The sequence below is a fragment of the Chryseobacterium oncorhynchi genome, from assembly GCF_002899895.1.
Lineage (GTDB): Bacteria > Bacteroidota > Bacteroidia > Flavobacteriales > Weeksellaceae > Chryseobacterium > Chryseobacterium oncorhynchi.
Genome location: NZ_PPEI02000001.1, coordinates 650,962 through 667,385 on the forward strand (window position 1 = coordinate 650,962; position 16,424 = coordinate 667,385).

Consider the following 16,424-nt stretch of genomic DNA (forward strand, 5'->3'; position numbering starts at 1 on the left):
TTAATGTTTGTTTTTATTAGTTAATGTTAGATATTCTTCAGTCATTTCATGAACATCCTTTCCGGTTCTCGCGTTTTTCAGGAAATACCCTTTAACCCCATTCTCTTTGAGATCAATCATAATTTCAGTATTTGCTTTGATAATTTCTATCGCTTGGATAAGTAGTTCATCATTTCCGGAAGATCTCGCCTGAGCTGGATAAAGCCCTTCTTCAAAACCTTCAACTCTTTTAATTTCGTTCATGTACGTTCTTTGAATTGCCGGATCTATCTTTTGCATCGTCTTTCCGGATACAACAAGTTCCGGCATACTGGCTCCCGCTTCTCCCACTAGCATAGTAGGTTCATCATAAATCCCTGTTTTAGACGCTCTTCTTCTTGCATTAAAAAGTTTATTGTCTTGAGATCTTAGAACAGGATAGAAGCCGTCTTCTGCACCTGGAGCTGCTGGAAGGGGCTGACTCATCACAGTTCCCAACTGCACAGCACCAAGTGCGCCAATAATTACTGATAATGGAATTGCCATAGGATATCCTGGATTTACCCAAGCCTGCATAATAGCAAGAGCAGTATTAGATACAATCTCAGCGATTTGCATCATCCTTTGTCGCTTCGCCTGTTTATACTCTATTTCAGCTTTTTTGCGATCTAACTCTGCATCAATAGCCATTGTTTCCTTCTTGTATCGATCTTGAGTAATTAATCCAGCATCTAATTGTGATTGCAGTTTTTTCTTCTTCTTATCACTGCTGATCTCCATTTTTTGAAGCATTTTTTGCTCATTAGCCTGAACAAAAGAGCTATAAGCACTAAACATGTTCTTTGCTACAGTAATAGCAGCACCAACTTTATCAATCTTATCTTTTAAAGAATCTGTATTACTGAACAAAACGAGCCATTGATCCTGTGTTAAACCAAATAGATCTGTAGACCCTTTACCGAAAGCAGATAATTTTCCACTAATTTTTTCAGAATCACCTTTTTTTAGTTTGGTAATTTCTGCCATTAAAGTGGCTATTTTATTTTTATACTCTTCAATCGTTTTGATTTGATCTTCTGTTACGAATTCAGGAGTAATTTCAGCGAACATGTTGAAAATATCAATCTGGTCCTGAAGAAATATTACCTGCTCTTCCAGTGACTTTTTTTGATAATATTTTTCAATGGCAGATTTACCTTCTTCCCAATTCGTAATCAACGCAAGTGTTTCCTTAGAAAAGCCTTTACCCTCAAGGAATTTTTTCTGAGATTCAAGTGTATTATTATCAGATATAGCCTTATTCTGCTCAGTGGTGATTGCTTTTAAAACAGTTTGTAAATTTTCTTCCTGTTTTTTTAAATCTTCTTTCAGATACTTTTCATCTAAGGCATAAATTTTAAAATTAGCTTTTTCTTTTTCTGCAATTTTAGTATCCTCAAGAAGTTTGTTCTCACGAATCCACTGATTTTTAATTTCAATAAATCTTTTCTGCAGATCACCTTTTTCACGGGCGATAATTTTATCTATATCATCAAAATCAGATTGTTTTATTTTCTGTTTGTCAAGATCAGAAAGACGCTTATCTCTTTCAGCTTCGATTTGAGCTTTTTCTTTTTCATATCCATCTTTTTGTTTATCAGCAAGTGCCTGCTGTTTCTGAGCTTCTAGCTCGACTTCCTTTTGATCGTAACTTTCCTGATTATCTAACATTTTCTGACGCATTCTCTTATAAGCATTTTCCGCTTTTTCAGCATCTTTTTCAGCATCAGTTTTTTTACCTTTTTTCACCTTTTCAGGAAGTGGTTGATAAGTAGACTCTTTTATTACACCTTCTGACTTCACCTCAGTTATTTTTTTCGCAATGGAATCAATACTATTATCTATGTTTTGTAAATCCTTATCTGTTTTCTGAACCAGATCATTTACAAACTGAATCCCTGCTTTCTGGGAGCCGTCAGGATTAAGCATTGATTTATCTTTCTTATTTTTATCCTGTGTTTCTTTGAATATTTCCTGTTTTCCGGCCAGTTTTTCTCTCTTTTCATATTGTTCATCCAAAAGTGCTTGTAAGGCTCTTACTTTACCAGCAGCTTTAATTTTTTCGATTAGAGAAGAATAGACTTGATCCAGTTTTTTAGTTGCCAGATATTCAGAATCCAATGTTCCTTTGAATTCAGGGGCTATTTTGATAAGCTCCTCATATGCTTTTTTTCTATCTGCTAATTGTGAATTTTTATCTTTCAGTACTCTAACAAGTGGCTCTACCTTGCTTTTCAGCTCAGCGGAAGACTTCGCTTCTTCATCATTTATTCTCTTTGCCATTTCCGACTGAAACATCATCTCTTTTGATTGCTTACTGGCTGATTTAGCAGCTTCGTCAGCTGATGATTTAAATAGCATGTATGCAGTAACTACACCCATAACTAGTGCAGCAACTGCTCCCCAAGGACTCGCGGCCGTAACTAAATTAAGCCTCTCCTGAGCAACTGCTTGTAAATTAGTACTACCAGTTAGCCTACCTAAAGCCAATGCCCCATATCCTAAGGAAATATTGTATAGATTCTGCCAAGTTGTGCTTAACTGTTTCAAAAGATTACTTGTTTTTTCAACGATAGTATAGGCAAGCAATTTCTCTTTTACTTTTGCCAAGGTCAGTTCTGACAAAGCAAGAGCTGCATTATATGAGAAAATAGCAGTAACAGCTACAGTCATTATTTTAATGAGAAACATCAATGATTCTCTAAACATAGTTACTCCACCTGTCTCATCTTTCACAACTCCAAGCAACTTTCCAATGACATCAATAAGCCAAGCTAAAACCTTTGCAACCTTTTCACTTGTGTAAATCTCCTCCCACTTTCTCTTCAACTTATCATATATAGCGGCTGCATTATTATTAACTTTATCAAACTCTTGCTGAAGTGATGTAGCATCTTTCACTGCTCCATTGGAAAGTTCGATTGATTTTCTGAATTTTTCTGTATTATCGGAGGCCGATCCAATAACAGCTAATACTTCATTTGAGTTAAGTTTTAATCCGTCAAGAATTTGGGACAATTTTACAGGATCAAGACCTTTTGCACCTTCTGAGAATTTCAAGAAGAATTCCATTGGATCTTCATTAATAAGCTTTTCAACTTCTTTCTGCGAGATCCCCATTACTTTTGCAAATGCTGCAGTTTCTTTAGCAGCTGTTCTAATGAAGTTCATATAACCGGATGAAGCTCTCTCTGCATCAATACCACTTTCTTCAAAAGCACCCCCTAATGCTAATGTTTCCGCAATAGATGGTTTTAAAGCTTCCGGAAGCTGACCTATTCTCAATGCAAAATCAGCCATGTTCTCTTCACTGGCTGCTCCATCTGCTCCAAGTTCATTAAGTCCTGAACCTATCTGATTAATAGCCTCAGGAATACCCAAATCTTTTGTTTCCTTGAACAAACCTTTTATCTTTCCAATCTTCTCTGCAACTTTTTCCACACCACCTGAAAAGGAATCCCCAAGAGCCACATAAGCTTTATCAACTTCACGGGTGAATTCTTTAATCTCAGCTTTAGGAACCCCTAACCTCCCACCTACTTCCGCTATCTTTAATAGATCTATCTTGTTAGTTCTTGTATCAAAATCAACATAAGCAGCAGTAAGTTCTTTGACTTCATCGATGGTCATCCCGGTTGTTTTAGCAACCGCCGTCTGTGCGTCAACTAACTTGTTGTTAAGATCTACTACCTCTTGCATCTTTATGAGGATACCTGCAAAAGAAGCAACAACAGCGGCTATTACTCCTATGTATTCATTAACAGAATCAAAGAATCCACCTCCCTCTTCCGGTCCTTCCCTTAACTCTTGTATTCGTTCGTTGATCGCATCTAACTCATCTCTGGTAGCATTAAGCCCTTCACCTGGTGCCATGTGTTTCATAGCCTCCTTAAGCCCTTCTGCTCTTCTTGTTAGCTGATCTATAGTGAGAGACATTATATCCATAGACTTAACCTCCTGGTCTATCTTCTCTCTATTATCATTGATTGCTTGTTGGGTTTTCTCAATCTCAGATCTGAGCGTCTTATACTTATCCGTTGTTTTATCGAAAGCCTGTTGATGAACCAGCTGTTGCTGAGTTAATGATGATATCTCTTCGTTAATAGCTTTTAATGATTCTTCAGACTTTTGCTTTACCTTATCAATCTTCGTTTGAAACTTCTCATATTCCTTACTACCTACCTGGTATAAGGACTGTTGATTTCTTAATGATTTTGTTTCATTAATTAATGACAGCTCATTCTCTTTCCTCTTTGAGTTAAGTTTCTCAATTTGCTTGGTCGTAGTACCCAAAGTCTTCTCCTCACCCTTTCTTACCTTATCAAGATCCTTCTCTTGCTGCGTTAAGTCTTTCAATCGAACACCCAATACCTTATTGGCTTGTTCAAGATCCAGAACCCTCTTCTGAGCTTCATCACCATTGATAACAATTTTGAGCTTTAGTATCTCATCTGATATAACCTTTGCCATTAGATTTTTTGGCAATGTTACAGTGATATGACAGCATACAACGTTACATCAAAACCTATATAAAGAGGCTATTGAATAGATGATATACTATAATCAAACTGCTAAACCGGGCATAATCTCAGATCTGAACAAGGACCTGTTCAGGGGGTAGCAGCTCAGCCAGCCTGGAACCATATTTCCGGCCAGATAAGGCCCTGCAACTGCAAATACGTAATACGGCGGCTCGGCCTCTCGCTTTGAAAGCAATGGTAAAAATACATTTCGAAAGGTTTAAGTGCTGAAAATCAGATTCTTGATATTTTTACTTTTAAATTTTTTGTAATAAATGGGATATTTTACCTGATAAAAAGCACTATTTATAATTATTATAGTTTCTTAATTAAAGAAGCTTTTGAATTGATTTAAGAATAAAGTAATTGCAGAAAACAAGATGCAATCTTCTTATAATCAATAGAAATTTAGAAAACAAAAAAGAAAATTATTAGAATTTTTAACTGCAACTCTTGAAAAGAGTAGTGAAAGTATTATTTCTTAAAATAACCAAAAATGAATGTTGCAGGATAGAAAATGAATAAAAATGATTCTTTGGAAAATGATAGATTCCGGAAATAGTTGCAGGGCAAAAAAAAGCACCGACTGTGACGAGCCGGTGCTTAAATAATCCAATTAGATTATAAATGCTTTAACGTTCTACAAATGTATGAAATTATTGAATCTTTTCTCTTAATTTATTAATAATAAAATATGTATTGGACATGCAATTTTGAGAGGGATATTCATTCTTAACTTTATCATAAAATTCATTTGCCTTGTCCGATCCTATATGTTTTTTAATAATATAGAGCAAACTATTAATTTCCAAATATTCTTTAAACCTACTATTTATATCAGGAAGGCTATAAACTATAGGTTTATGAGATATTGTTTTTAAACCTAAAATTTTATTTTCAAATTCAGTTTTTTCCATTAAAACCATTTTTTTCAACCATCTCAATTATATTAATAACCCTTCTTTCTAATTCTTCTGTTATAGCAAGCTTTGGTACATTTCCGTAATAAGCAAGACTAGCTCTATCTATAGTTTCAGCACCTGAAGTTCTAATCATGATTCTACCAGGTGGGTAAGTAACATTTTTAGAACAAGCTCTTTTTATATTTTGAGCAAAATTTAAATACTCAAGAGTCTTTACAATTACTTTAAACATCATAAGAGAAATCTTCTTTTGATTTTTTTTTCTTATGGAAATAATTTTTTTTGATATTCGTTTCTTATTACTCATTTTACATTTTTTTTTAAAGTTATACTAAGAAGGATATGGTTTAAAAAGATCTTCTGTTAAAAGCACTCCATTTTGTTCTAAAATACTAAGTACTTTCAACTCTTGATAGCTAAGTGATCTTTTCAAAGCATTTCTTTTATCTCTCACAACAGATTGAGATACATAACCATTTTCAATAAAAAACTTTTCATTAATTGAAAAAGGCGAACTCTCCCAAGGACCATAATAAGTAAGTATATTTAAATTTTCGCAGCTCATATTTCACCGTATTTTATTTTTTCATCAATGAATTCTTTTACTAATTTTTCATAATCTTTCTGAAAATCTCTATCCTTATAAAAATCGATTGTTTCCCACATTTTATATACCAGGTAGAAGGGAGATAAGCTTTCTACCTTTGCAATAAATTTGGGCCTTTTATCATGGTAAATGTAGATCTCACCATCATCTGATTTTAAAAGTTTTAAACCTTTCATAAAACAAAATTAAGAAATAGTATCAAAAAAACGCCCAAGGCATCAGAAGACAAATTGTCCTCCGTAGCCTTGGGCGTGTTTTAAAATTGGGTGAGAGCTTTTTTAAAAACGGAGGACTTTATTTAAATCTCCATTTTCATTTTTTGACTAATCTCCTATCGTTTCCGGATCTGAATAACTGGTTGTTTTATCTCTCAAGATATTCATCCATTTTTTACGACAAATAAGATATTTAAGAGCATCTGAAAGATTCGTTGAGTACATTGGTCGTTTTTCCAGAGGAAGCTTCTCAGAAGACTTATCCTTGAAGATCTGACGGATACCTTTTGTATTACTTTTCACAATCTGTTTTGCTACATTCATGGAAGATATAAGCTGTCTACACTGGTATTTATCAAAAAGTAAAAATGGTAATTCCTTATAATTCCCACTAAACATTGCTTTTGCTAAGTTAAATTCTTCTTGCTGTGTAATGTTTCCTTGGTTACGTGACATTAAATTGACTGTCCATCCGGTAGAAGTTCCATCTGGTTTAGTTTCTAAAAACTTTTTAACTTCAGCCGCCCAATCACGGCCAACACTTTGATAAGCATTACCGGATCTATCATAATACACATCAATGGTTTTATTTTTATGGTTTTTGAAGAATTCCAAGAACCGGGCGCAGATCTTCTCTGTTTTTTGACCAAGTGAATAGAAGTTCTTCAATAATCTGAGTGTATTCCCTTGTGTTTGACCAACTACAAATGAAATCATATCTCCAAAGTCCACTCCTAGTTCAAGAGGCCGGTTATGGATACAGTACTTAAGATCTGTGGAAAACGTTTCTGCAGCATCACCCGTTTTATAACGGAAATAGTTTTCTTTGATAATACCATCTGTATAGATATGCCGATCATCAAAACCAACATAAAAACGCTGGCCGGCTTCCACCTGTGGCGGCTGAGATAAAACGGATGTATTGAATTCAATTTCTCCAAGAGCTTCAAGAGCCGTTTTGAAAAAATCAAGACGTAGAACATTGACATTAACAAATGATGATGCCTTGTAGAAGAAAGTTGAACTTTTTCTAAGCCTTGTTTTTAGGACTGTGAGTTTTTTAATCAGGTTTTTGAATTTCTTCAGAAGCCTTTCATTTCTTTTTCTGGCAGCTCTTATTGCATTGGCTGTAGCTTTATTAAGTTCTAATGAGATCTGAAGCAGATACTTAATCTGCTGTTTGTTCATTTCTTTTTCCTTATCAAGAATCCAGTCATATTCTCCCGGCATAATGATATTAGGATAGTCGGTAGTGAAAGTAACTCCAAGATAATAAGGTGAATGACCAAAAACTGTAGCATCCCCTCTGAGGGCAGGAAATAGCCTGTCAATTCTTTTCTTTTCAAGATATTTAGTTTCATCTCCAACAATATGTTGATACGAGTTACCAGCTCCGGAACTCGGTGTATCCATCGAAATATAATTGAAGAAATTCCCGGTAAAAGTGGAAATCGTGTGCTTATACTCCTGAGGAGTTTTGTATGGTTTTTTGAAGTGATCCGGTGGTGCTTCATCTACTACGTAGTGAACCCCCTCTATCCAGCCTTTCCTTTTCCAACCATCAATAATGGAAGGCACAACATTCTTTATAAGATTTGTGTATGTATTACCAACAACAGCAATATAACTATGTGGCATTTCATAACAGATATTCATCAATCTTTCTGATAGATAATCTGTTGTTTTCCCGGTACCACGTCCAAGGATCAGAAAAAGGTTTTGAGGCTCCATGAGATCCGTCAACATCTTAAGCCAGGTAGTATAACGGAGCTCTACATCATCATAGGACGAAAGCGAATCAACTCTTACTGTCTGTCTCTTCATCTTCAAAGATTCTAATAGGAATTAACATTGCTTCTTCTTTCAGTTTTTCAATGGCTTTGGGAGATAACTCTTTAGTATTATCATCTATCCAGGCTTCAATATCTGCAAGACTTTCGTTTCCAATTTCAAACTGATCCATATCTGTAGTATATACTTTGATAGGTTTGGCAAACATTTCCCGTGGAAGTTCTGGCGGATCTTCCTGATCTAACTGGCGAAGTAATGAAGCTTTATGAGCAATACGGCTTGCCTTCTCAAAGTCTGAAGCATTGGTAGAGAGTGCTCGTGACATTTCATAATCCTGATCTAGTTTAGCAGCATAAAAATTACGCCAAGCTTTTTTGGATATCCCGGTATCTGCATTAAAATATTCGAAAGCTTCATTATAAATATTTAGGGCCGCTATGCGGTTATTTTTAAAGGTTTCTTCAAAGGTTACAAGATGTTTAATTATCGCTTCCTTTGAACCATATATATCAATGCGATTCATCATTTTGTAGATCTTATCCAGCATTGCTACATACTCGGCAAATTGTTCCGGAACATTCCCACTTTGCCCTGATTCTATCCACCTGTATAGATCATCAATATTATAATCCGTCAATTTCTTCGCCATACATTATTCTTTTTCTAAGTTCAACAAGCCTTTGATTCTCTCTTAATTTCGTCATCTGCTGAATTGCGGTGATATTGCCTGATTTTGCAATTTGAGCTAATTTCATCCCGGTTTCTGCTTCTACTACCAAGATTCCACGGTCATAATGATACCTCACAAAAGAATACTCCTGTTGGAATTCTTTTCTTAGTTCTTTTCTGGGAATATCAAGATAAACTGCGATTCTGTCAATATCATAACCAGCTCCAGCGAGATCTTCTACCTGCTCAAGCTGCTCCTGGGAAAGTCTAACATCATAAGCTTTCATAAAAAGATTCGTTTTCTAAATTTGTAAACCTGTTCCTGATTGGTTAGAATAAACTGATTAAAGACTTCTGATTCATCCCATTCTCCGGAACCTTCCAAAACCAAGTAAAATTCTCCAGCTTTTATAAGCCCTATCTTACTGTTATTATTTGCAGTAATAACTTTAAAGTTGGCATTATCCTTTTCTGCTGAATTCAGTTTATCAAAAACAAAAGGATTTTCTGATTTTATTTTTTTGGATATAAGAATTTTAATACTTCCAATTCTCCCATTTTCCTGAAGCCTCAAAAGAGTTTCAATAACTTTTAATCCTATGGTCCTTGAACTGATGTAAAGTTCATTAATAAAGTGCCTCCGAGCAATCCAAAGAACGAAAGTGAAAATTGAAAATTCTTTTTCCGAATGCAAAAAGAACGTTTCTCCATCTGCCGGAATTCTCACCAGATCATCAACTGTATCCACCTGGTCTATTTGATGATTGAGATAAGCAGAAAGAGATCCGGAATAAAATTCACTCCATCCGGATTCTTCTTTAATCTCATCAATTTCAAAGAATTTATTCCTTTTCATTGAGTTTCTTATGAACTAAATCTTTCTCCTTCTCATATCCTGCTAGTTCTTTTTTCAGTTCTTCTGTTTTTTGAGGATCTTTGTTTTTGGTTATTTTTCCTTTTGTTCTGGATACATAGGATTTTAAATTGTTAAACCTATTGGAAAGTTCTGCAGGAGTCATGGCTGAAATAGACCTATCAAGCTTAAGATCTGCAAAAATTTCGTGTTCACCCAAAATCTCACTATTTTCTGCATAATGTTTCAATTCTTCGTGAATCTCCCTGTTTAATTGGAAATCTTCCAAGAGTTCATTAGCAATATTGAAAATTTCCACCTCTGTTAATTGAGGTTCTACCACGGAAGCTACTTTAGTAAAAAGCTCTTCGTGTGCAGCCTTATAACTATCAAAGGCAGTAATTGCATCGCTTACCAAAATTTTGAATTCATTTGGGCATTCCTTGGATCTAAGGAATGGATATTGAGCATACAGCTTTAATCCGCCTTTAGCATCCTTTTCAATTTCATCTAAGAACTTGGTAAAAGCATCCTTGTTTTCTGCTAATACAATTTCCAGATCATGTGGAGGCAGTTCCGGTACCTTTTCTTTTTCTAATTTAAAATTCCTGATATCCTGATCCTTGATATTTAACAGCTTTTTCAGATCATATTTAAGGTTTTCCAAATTCTGAGGTGTAAATCCTTTGGTATTGTAACTTCTTGACAGATGCCTGCCTCCTCCATGATTGATAAATACCACAAGTCCAGTATTAAATTCTTCCTGAGGGCTTTCCCAATCTGTAGTGAGAAATTCTAATGCTTTTGTACTCATTTTATTTTTTTAACAAAATTTGACAATTGCCAGCAATTGCAATGTTACACTAAAAGAAAAAGCCTGCTATAAAGCAGGCTCCATGTTCTCGCATAAGGTCATTTAAAGATTTTTAATTGCACTTAAGCTTTCCGGATCTTTTGAAAGATTTCTTAAAATACTCCGGCATGCTAAATGAAAATCATGACGCATAATTTTTTCATCCCGGTTTAAATCCCCTTCCGAAAGATTGGCATCTTCAAAAAGATGAAAGAGCATATCTTCCAATTCTTCCGGAGAATAAGAAATTAATAATTCTTTGATAGGTGAAAGGATTTCTGTGTTTGGGAATGCAGTTCCACTGTTTTTTTCCGATCTCATGATTTTAGTCTATTTTTAAGTGAATCATAAGAACGGACAAGACGTATATATGCTAATATGAAATTTCTGTGAATAGCATAGTGTTCACGGCCATCCGGAGTGATAACTGACAGTCTTACATCACCTTTCTCTAAAACTTTATATCTAAAAGATCTTAATTTATTTTTGCGAAAGAACTCGCAAGGTGTATCTAATTTCTTAGGCTTTTCTTTAAAACCTTTCACAGCCTGTGCGCCGGCAAAGCGGAAAATATCCAATGATGGAGTATCTTCTAAACTGATTGTGTGAGTCATACGACAATATATTTAAAAGTTAAATCCAAAAAAACACCCCCGTAGGAGTTGACTCACCGTTACGAGAACGCGTTAGGGTATTACTACTCCTATACTCCTGGGGGATTATATTTTTACAAAAAATTTTTTACGGGTTTTCCGTAGCGGTGAGTCACTGCAAATATATAATATTTTTCAAATGCTGACAAAAAATTATTCGTTTAATAATCCTGAGTCTTTCGCTAACTGCTCAAAGCTGTTCTTAACTTCATCTGTAAAACCAAATGAAAGTCTTTTTATAAGAAAACGTTTGCTGGAGAAAATAGGTGTATTGTGTATTGGAAAAAAATTCTTTTTGATTTTTCCTTTTCTTACTTTCTTTGAACCTATACTATAGCCTGACTTCGCCCGCACTGTTTTCATATCCACAAAACGAAACGCACTTATATGACTATATACAAGTGTATTGTCATTAACAGAAATACCCCTTTTATTCCATTTTCTGTTGGTAAAACCCACCATCTGCCTCTTGGTATCTTCAAGAATTGTTTTCGCATGATCTTCAAGAGTCTTTCTTATGAAAAGCCCCTCAATAATTCCTACGTCTCTATTTCTTTTTTCTGATAGTCCCATGATTATTGCGTAAAGAAATCAATAGTCCATCCATTACAGCTAGCCTTTCCCCGGACAGGATCTATATCTACATTGCTCATATCTAATCCTGATAACATAGGGTAGCATCCATCTTCCATTTTATCCAAAACAAAATCTCTCACTTTCTCCGTGACAATAAGTGTTCTCTCATATAACATTACAAAATCATCATTATTGATTGCAGAATAGTCTGTTTTTTCAAGGATCTGAAGCTGGAAAACCGGAAGCATCTTAAAACTGGATATTTTCCCTTTATGACCATAAGAAGGAATTACACCAATCAAAAGCATATTATCTGAAGTACTTACTTCTGATACAAAATCAGCAAGATCAGAATCATCTACCAAAGTGATTGTTTTGTTTATTTCAGGATTTTCAGATTTAATTTCTGAAAGCATCTCTTTAAGTTCTAGTGGTCTCATTATTTTTACTTCTTTCCTGTTCGTCTAATTCTTTTTTCTTCAGCTCATACAGGCGTACAAGCACCATCCACATATTGGTTTGTTCAACTTCCTTATAAGGTCCGAAAACCTGACTTTCTGCCAGTTCCGATATAATGCTTCGCATGCCGGTTCCGGGAATATTACTTACAAATTTTTCTACCCCTGATGTTGTGTAAATAAGAGATAGATCAATAGGATTTCCCATTACATTTATTTCACCCCCTAAAACATAGGTTTGAATTGAGGAGAAAAACAAGTAAAACCCGTAAAGGTGCCGGATATCAACATATTTAAAAATACTTTTTGCTCTTTTTCTGGAAATCTTATAATCATACTTTTCTCCTTTTTTCATGTAGAAAATTGCGAAAAGCATTCTCAATGCTTCAATATCTCCTGTATTTGTATAGTAAATATATTCGTCTAAGCCATCAACATACTGACCAAAAGTAACATACTTAAACCCATCTTCAGGACCGAAAAAATCACCAAACAACCAAAATTTAGGGTAATGGTTATTCTGAAAATCAAGTTTAATTTCAATCAGATTTCCATCTTCATCTTTCTCAAAAAAGTTTTCGACAAAAATGCTAAGCCTATTTACATTTTCTGTTGTTTCTTCAGAAACCTTTTTAGATCTTTTAAGACCAAGAAGTGCATATACAGCAGCAATCTTCATATCCATGAAGCTGATCTTCTTTTCTTTTGCCATCCAAATTATTTTTGCAAGATCTGCAAATTGCCGGCCGTCACACTCAGCAAGATTTTCAGGCATATAAAGAAACTTTTTTTTATGAGGTATTTCTATACTTATCATGTGCTTACAAAATTATCATCATCACTAAAGTCAAGATCCGGAAGCCTGAATTCTTCTAATTTTCTTTCCGGCTTTGTGAGGTTAGACATTTCATTTTCAATTTTCAAAAGATACTTTTCATAATCTGCTTCAAACTGCAAAGCAAGTTCAGACGGCATCAACTGGGAATTAACAGAGTTATTTTTTTTACTGGCATTTCCTGTGGATCGGACAATGGATTCTGGAAACATCTGGATATCCAAGTGGCGAAGTCCCCAGGTGATGGCATAATAAACAGCCGCTTTTTGGCAGATATTGTAAAGATCTACTTTATCTTTTAACTGGGTTCTATTTTGATACAAATCACTGCTTATTCTTGGTCTCATTTCCAGCTCTTCAAATTCTCTAAGAGCAGGCAGGAGATTAAGATATAGAAAGTAAGAGTCATTTAATCCGTAATGTTTTTCAAATTCAGGAAGTGAGGGCACAATAAGTTTACTATGCTGAAATTTTATTAGCCCAATAGTCATATTATTTTTAACCATGAATTTCAGAAGTAAATTCAAGTGTTTAAAATAAAAATGCTTAAGCGAATTATTATGTGTATCAATCTGCCATTCGAAAGCAGAAACTTCAAAATCATCTCTTCTCATCACACGCCCTTTATTGGTCATGGAAAGATCTCCCGTGGGAGCATAGTGAATATAAGATTTAAAGGCCACGGCAAATTTTACAAGATCAAAGAACTCTTTATTTTCTGGTGCCAATGGCTCAGCGGAAAGCAAATTATAATTATCATCACCAATAATCTCAATTATCTCATCTGTAGCAAGGACAAGTGCTGGGCGGGTTCTGTCCCAGGACATATCAGCATCAACGATTCCAACAGTTTTTTTAAAATCTTTTTGGAAGTCTTCTGGTTTAAATAGGAATTTCATTATCTGGGAGCATTTAAATTTCTTTGTTCTTTAGACATATCCTGTTGCATCTTTACCTCCTGATGGTACAAGCCCATTTTTAATTTTTTATGCGGGAAATTAGCTTTTATAGCCGCATTCATTGGATCCATTATCACCATTTCCGGAAGATCAATTCCAATTTGAAGATAATTATTAAGGGCATAATACTGCTCAGAACCGCTATTACTTTCCCCGGAATCCGAGATATTACCAATTGCGGTGTGTACCCCTACTCCTGTAGCTGTAGACTTATCCGCTTTATTTGCAATTGATATCTGTGCCTGCACTGTATCCTGCATTTTCTGATCTATTACAGTAATCTTCCAACCCATTTCAATAACATTAACACCTTCCACCACAAGCACCTGCTCAGAATGCCAGAATTTGCCTGCATTCTCAAGCCCGGAAAGAACTTTTTCGACGCTTTTAAGCATATTTCTTTTAAAGGTTTTAAACATAGATTCTTTAAAATCAATTCCTTTATCTGTACACTCTTGTTTGATATCATCTCGCTTTTGGTCCCAATATTCTTTTGGAGAAGTAATGTGATACTTGATATTGATTGAATTCTTACTAAGTGCTGCCAGAAACTTAGGCACATTATTGGACTGGATAATCCAAGGGATTGAACCAAGAATATGAGGGATACTGAAAAAATCTGAAGCAAAAGTATAAAGATTGGAATACTTTATACTTAACGGATATTTGAAAGGTTCAAATTTATCAAAAAACGGAAATACTTCTAACAATTCCGGCTGATCCTCCTTTGGAAGCAGCACATGGGTAGGAGTGTATAATTTACTTGCAACTAAAGGCTTTTTTGATGGTGAAATATGCTCAAGATGCCTAATTTTTGGAGCGTTTCCAATTCTCCATCCCTTGTTTTGAACTACTTTGGTAAAAAAAGATTCAATATGTGAAAAGTCTGTAGCACATTTTGCAAGATAGGTTTCATAATCCCAGGTATCTAACCAAGACTGTATTTCATCATCATTCTGATATTGACGATAAAGCACTCCCTGCTCATCAAATTTTTCTTCGTAAAGTTTAGGACCTTTTCCCCAATTAAGCCCAGTTTTTTTATTTAAAATTCCGGGAGATATGGAATTGGAATAAACGATATTCCGGATCTGAACAGGAAGCTCATTATTTTCCCCATAAGGAAAAACATTCCATTGCCCATTTACAGAAGAAAATGGGCGTGATGAAAAAACATCCATTGAAAAATAGGATTCATTTTTCTCCCGGCGCGGATCTACAACTTCAAAAGTAAAAGCTGCTGTATCTCCTCTTACAATGGCATCATCTCCTAAAAACTCTATCATGGGTAATTTTTAAATTATTAACTGTCATTAGTAACGGAAGCCAAAAATGTTTTCTTTCTCCTGTATCTGTATTCTCATATGCAATAAGATCATCAGCATACTTACTTTTTTTCCTGGGCATGCCTTTCGTTAGAATGGCATTATTAACCTTAATAAGACCACTAGAACTTCTTTGAGTTATACTACAACTTATAAAGCTAATCTTCACGGGATAATTTTCAGCGGAAAGTTTCCGCATCAGTTTAAGTGCATCATAAACATATATTGATTCCATTTGACAAAAGTATCAGGTAAAAAACTCCAAAAACGTTACACTAAAAAAAGCTGCTCACGGATGAGCAGCTTTCACCAACATATATATAATAAAAAAATACTTATTTCCTTGAGGCCTCTACCAAGTAGGTTTTTTCTGCTTTAATTACTCTCAGATTAATGACAGCATCTTTCAGCGCAATCCAATTGGTAGCTTCTTTCAACAATACAGGAACAGTTCCTGCAGGTGTATTTTTCAATACTACGGGAACAGTTCCCCCACCACCAATAAGGGTAATGATTTGATTATGCTCAAAGTTGGAAGCTGTAATCTTCACATCTGCTGTAACAGTAGTTGCAGGAAGTTGATAAACTGGTCCATCCGCAATCTGAAGATTTACATTTTCATCAGTAAGTTGCTTAGGCTGGGCAAAATTAACATCACCATTGTAGAACTTGATGAAATCCCTGTTAATCATTTCTTGCTCGAAAGTCAATGTGTTGATATTTCCATCTTTATCATCTTTTCCAGATGCTGTAAGAACTAGCGGATGGCAGTCTGATCCCATTACTCTCATTTCTTCATCACTTCCACAACCTCCATAAATAATAACAAAGCCCTCTCCCATGTATTTTTTAATAAAAGACATAGCGTCCTTAGTTGTCCCCGGATGTTCCCCTACATACTTATTCATCGCCCCTCTACCATCTGGATTTCCTGATGATTCAAAGGTTGCCGCCTGCGTCGGTGCAGTCATGTATATTTTAAAGAAATTGGTACCCGGTTTAAAGGTAAAATTTCCTTCCAGACTAACCCCATCTTCTGCCACTGTTGGCCATGTTGCAATATCATCAGCAAGAGCTGCAATCGCGTTAGCTTTTTTAGGTGTTGGAGTTCCTGCGTTATTTCTTGATTTTTTTAGATCTTGTCTCATATCTGTAAAACCGATTTACCT

18 protein-coding genes are annotated in these 16,424 nt (G+C 35.1%); all 18 read right to left on the reverse strand.

Annotated elements, in window-relative coordinates; translation table 11 throughout:
* A complete protein-coding gene (locus C1638_RS03080; RefSeq protein WP_109618069.1) occupies positions 1–4,488 on the reverse strand; it encodes a phage tail tape measure protein in 4,488 nt (1,495 codons plus the stop codon).
* Positions 4,489–5,194: 706 nt separating this feature from the next.
* On the reverse strand, positions 5,195–5,455 hold the full coding sequence (locus tag C1638_RS03085) for a hypothetical protein (protein WP_109618071.1): 261 nt from the start codon (positions 5,453–5,455) through the stop codon (positions 5,195–5,197).
* On the reverse strand, positions 5,442–5,768 hold the full coding sequence (locus C1638_RS03090; protein ID WP_109618073.1) for a hypothetical protein: 327 nt from the start codon (positions 5,766–5,768) through the stop codon (positions 5,442–5,444). Before C1638_RS03090 ends, C1638_RS03085 begins: the two co-directional genes overlap by 14 nt.
* 24 nt (positions 5,769–5,792) lie before the next feature.
* Positions 5,793–6,026, reverse strand: a complete 234-nt coding sequence (locus C1638_RS03095) for a hypothetical protein (RefSeq protein WP_109618074.1) — start codon at positions 6,024–6,026, stop codon at positions 5,793–5,795.
* Positions 6,023–6,244 (reverse strand): hypothetical protein, encoded by a 222-nt coding sequence (locus tag C1638_RS03100; protein ID WP_109618076.1) that lies wholly within the window; start codon positions 6,242–6,244, stop codon positions 6,023–6,025. The genes C1638_RS03095 and C1638_RS03100 overlap by 4 nt, the downstream gene beginning before the upstream one ends.
* Before the next feature lie 147 nt (positions 6,245–6,391).
* Entirely contained in the window at positions 6,392–8,107 is a 1,716-nt protein-coding gene (locus tag C1638_RS03105; protein ID WP_109618078.1) for a hypothetical protein, read from the reverse strand.
* Positions 8,082–8,723, reverse strand: coding sequence for a hypothetical protein (locus C1638_RS03110; RefSeq protein ID WP_109618080.1), 642 nt, complete (start codon positions 8,721–8,723; stop codon positions 8,082–8,084). Before C1638_RS03110 ends, C1638_RS03105 begins: the two co-directional genes overlap by 26 nt.
* A complete protein-coding gene (locus C1638_RS03115) occupies positions 8,698–9,030 on the reverse strand; it encodes a hypothetical protein (RefSeq protein WP_109618083.1) in 333 nt (110 codons plus the stop codon). Before C1638_RS03115 ends, C1638_RS03110 begins: the two co-directional genes overlap by 26 nt.
* Positions 9,027–9,599 (reverse strand): hypothetical protein, encoded by a 573-nt coding sequence (locus C1638_RS03120; RefSeq protein ID WP_109618085.1) that lies wholly within the window; start codon positions 9,597–9,599, stop codon positions 9,027–9,029. The genes C1638_RS03115 and C1638_RS03120 overlap by 4 nt, the downstream gene beginning before the upstream one ends.
* Entirely contained in the window at positions 9,586–10,410 is an 825-nt protein-coding gene (locus C1638_RS03125; protein ID WP_109618087.1) for a hypothetical protein, read from the reverse strand. Before C1638_RS03125 ends, C1638_RS03120 begins: the two co-directional genes overlap by 14 nt.
* A gap of 102 nt (positions 10,411–10,512) precedes the next feature.
* A complete protein-coding gene (locus C1638_RS03130) occupies positions 10,513–10,770 on the reverse strand; it encodes a hypothetical protein (protein WP_109618089.1) in 258 nt (85 codons plus the stop codon).
* Positions 10,767–11,063: a hypothetical protein gene (locus C1638_RS03135; RefSeq protein ID WP_109618090.1), complete on the reverse strand. Its 297-nt coding sequence runs from the start codon at positions 11,061–11,063 to the stop codon at positions 10,767–10,769. Before C1638_RS03135 ends, C1638_RS03130 begins: the two co-directional genes overlap by 4 nt.
* A gap of 192 nt (positions 11,064–11,255) precedes the next feature.
* Positions 11,256–11,675 carry a hypothetical protein gene (locus C1638_RS03140; protein WP_109618092.1) on the reverse strand — a complete coding sequence of 140 codons (420 nt, stop codon included), beginning with the start codon at positions 11,673–11,675 and terminating at the stop codon, positions 11,256–11,258.
* A 2-nt stretch (positions 11,676–11,677) separates the two neighbouring features.
* Positions 11,678–12,118 carry a hypothetical protein gene (locus tag C1638_RS03145; protein ID WP_109618094.1) on the reverse strand — a complete coding sequence of 147 codons (441 nt, stop codon included), beginning with the start codon at positions 12,116–12,118 and terminating at the stop codon, positions 11,678–11,680.
* Complete coding sequence (locus C1638_RS03150) at positions 12,099–12,911, reverse strand: hypothetical protein (RefSeq protein WP_228428004.1); 813 nt, start codon at positions 12,909–12,911, stop codon at positions 12,099–12,101. The genes C1638_RS03145 and C1638_RS03150 overlap by 20 nt, the downstream gene beginning before the upstream one ends.
* A 38-nt stretch (positions 12,912–12,949) precedes the next feature.
* Positions 12,950–13,870, reverse strand: a complete 921-nt coding sequence (locus C1638_RS03155) for a DUF6712 family protein (protein ID WP_109618098.1) — start codon at positions 13,868–13,870, stop codon at positions 12,950–12,952.
* Entirely contained in the window at positions 13,870–15,216 is a 1,347-nt protein-coding gene (locus C1638_RS03160; protein WP_109618099.1) for a hypothetical protein, read from the reverse strand. The genes C1638_RS03155 and C1638_RS03160 overlap by 1 nt, the downstream gene beginning before the upstream one ends.
* Positions 15,217–15,590: 374 nt before the next feature.
* Positions 15,591–16,403 carry a hypothetical protein gene (locus C1638_RS03170; RefSeq protein WP_109618102.1) on the reverse strand — a complete coding sequence of 271 codons (813 nt, stop codon included), beginning with the start codon at positions 16,401–16,403 and terminating at the stop codon, positions 15,591–15,593.
* Between the last annotated feature and the right edge of the window lie 21 nt (positions 16,404–16,424).

Excerpts from the sequence above, each read along its gene's own strand:
- C1638_RS03110 (WP_109618080.1), bottom strand. The coding sequence starts at position 8,723 with ATGGCGAAGAAATTGACGGATTATAATATTGATGATCTATACAGGTGG.
- C1638_RS03100 (WP_109618076.1), bottom strand. The coding sequence starts at position 6,244 with ATGAAAGGTTTAAAACTTTTAAAATCAGATGATGGTGAGATCTACATT.
- C1638_RS03145 (WP_109618094.1), bottom strand. The coding sequence starts at position 12,118 with ATGAGACCACTAGAACTTAAAGAGATGCTTTCAGAAATTAAATCTGAA.
- C1638_RS03105 (WP_109618078.1), bottom strand. The coding sequence starts at position 8,107 with ATGAAGAGACAGACAGTAAGAGTTGATTCGCTTTCGTCCTATGATGAT.
- C1638_RS03140 (WP_109618092.1), bottom strand. The coding sequence starts at position 11,675 with ATGGGACTATCAGAAAAAAGAAATAGAGACGTAGGAATTATTGAGGGG.
- C1638_RS03155 (WP_109618098.1), bottom strand. The coding sequence starts at position 13,870 with ATGAAATTCCTATTTAAACCAGAAGACTTCCAAAAAGATTTTAAAAAA.
- C1638_RS03160 (WP_109618099.1), bottom strand. The coding sequence starts at position 15,216 with ATGATAGAGTTTTTAGGAGATGATGCCATTGTAAGAGGAGATACAGCA.
- C1638_RS03120 (WP_109618085.1), bottom strand. The coding sequence starts at position 9,599 with ATGAAAAGGAATAAATTCTTTGAAATTGATGAGATTAAAGAAGAATCC.
- C1638_RS03150 (WP_228428004.1), bottom strand. The coding sequence starts at position 12,911 with ATGCCTGAAAATCTTGCTGAGTGTGACGGCCGGCAATTTGCAGATCTT.
- C1638_RS03135 (WP_109618090.1), bottom strand. The coding sequence starts at position 11,063 with ATGACTCACACAATCAGTTTAGAAGATACTCCATCATTGGATATTTTC.
- C1638_RS03125 (WP_109618087.1), bottom strand. The coding sequence starts at position 10,410 with ATGAGTACAAAAGCATTAGAATTTCTCACTACAGATTGGGAAAGCCCT.
- C1638_RS03085 (WP_109618071.1), bottom strand. The coding sequence starts at position 5,455 with ATGGAAAAAACTGAATTTGAAAATAAAATTTTAGGTTTAAAAACAATA.
- C1638_RS03090 (WP_109618073.1), bottom strand. The coding sequence starts at position 5,768 with ATGAGTAATAAGAAACGAATATCAAAAAAAATTATTTCCATAAGAAAA.
- C1638_RS03095 (WP_109618074.1), bottom strand. The coding sequence starts at position 6,026 with ATGAGCTGCGAAAATTTAAATATACTTACTTATTATGGTCCTTGGGAG.
- C1638_RS03080 (WP_109618069.1), bottom strand. The coding sequence starts at position 4,488 with ATGGCAAAGGTTATATCAGATGAGATACTAAAGCTCAAAATTGTTATC.
- C1638_RS03115 (WP_109618083.1), bottom strand. The coding sequence starts at position 9,030 with ATGAAAGCTTATGATGTTAGACTTTCCCAGGAGCAGCTTGAGCAGGTA.
- C1638_RS03130 (WP_109618089.1), bottom strand. The coding sequence starts at position 10,770 with ATGAGATCGGAAAAAAACAGTGGAACTGCATTCCCAAACACAGAAATC.
- C1638_RS03170 (WP_109618102.1), bottom strand. The coding sequence starts at position 16,403 with ATGAGACAAGATCTAAAAAAATCAAGAAATAACGCAGGAACTCCAACA.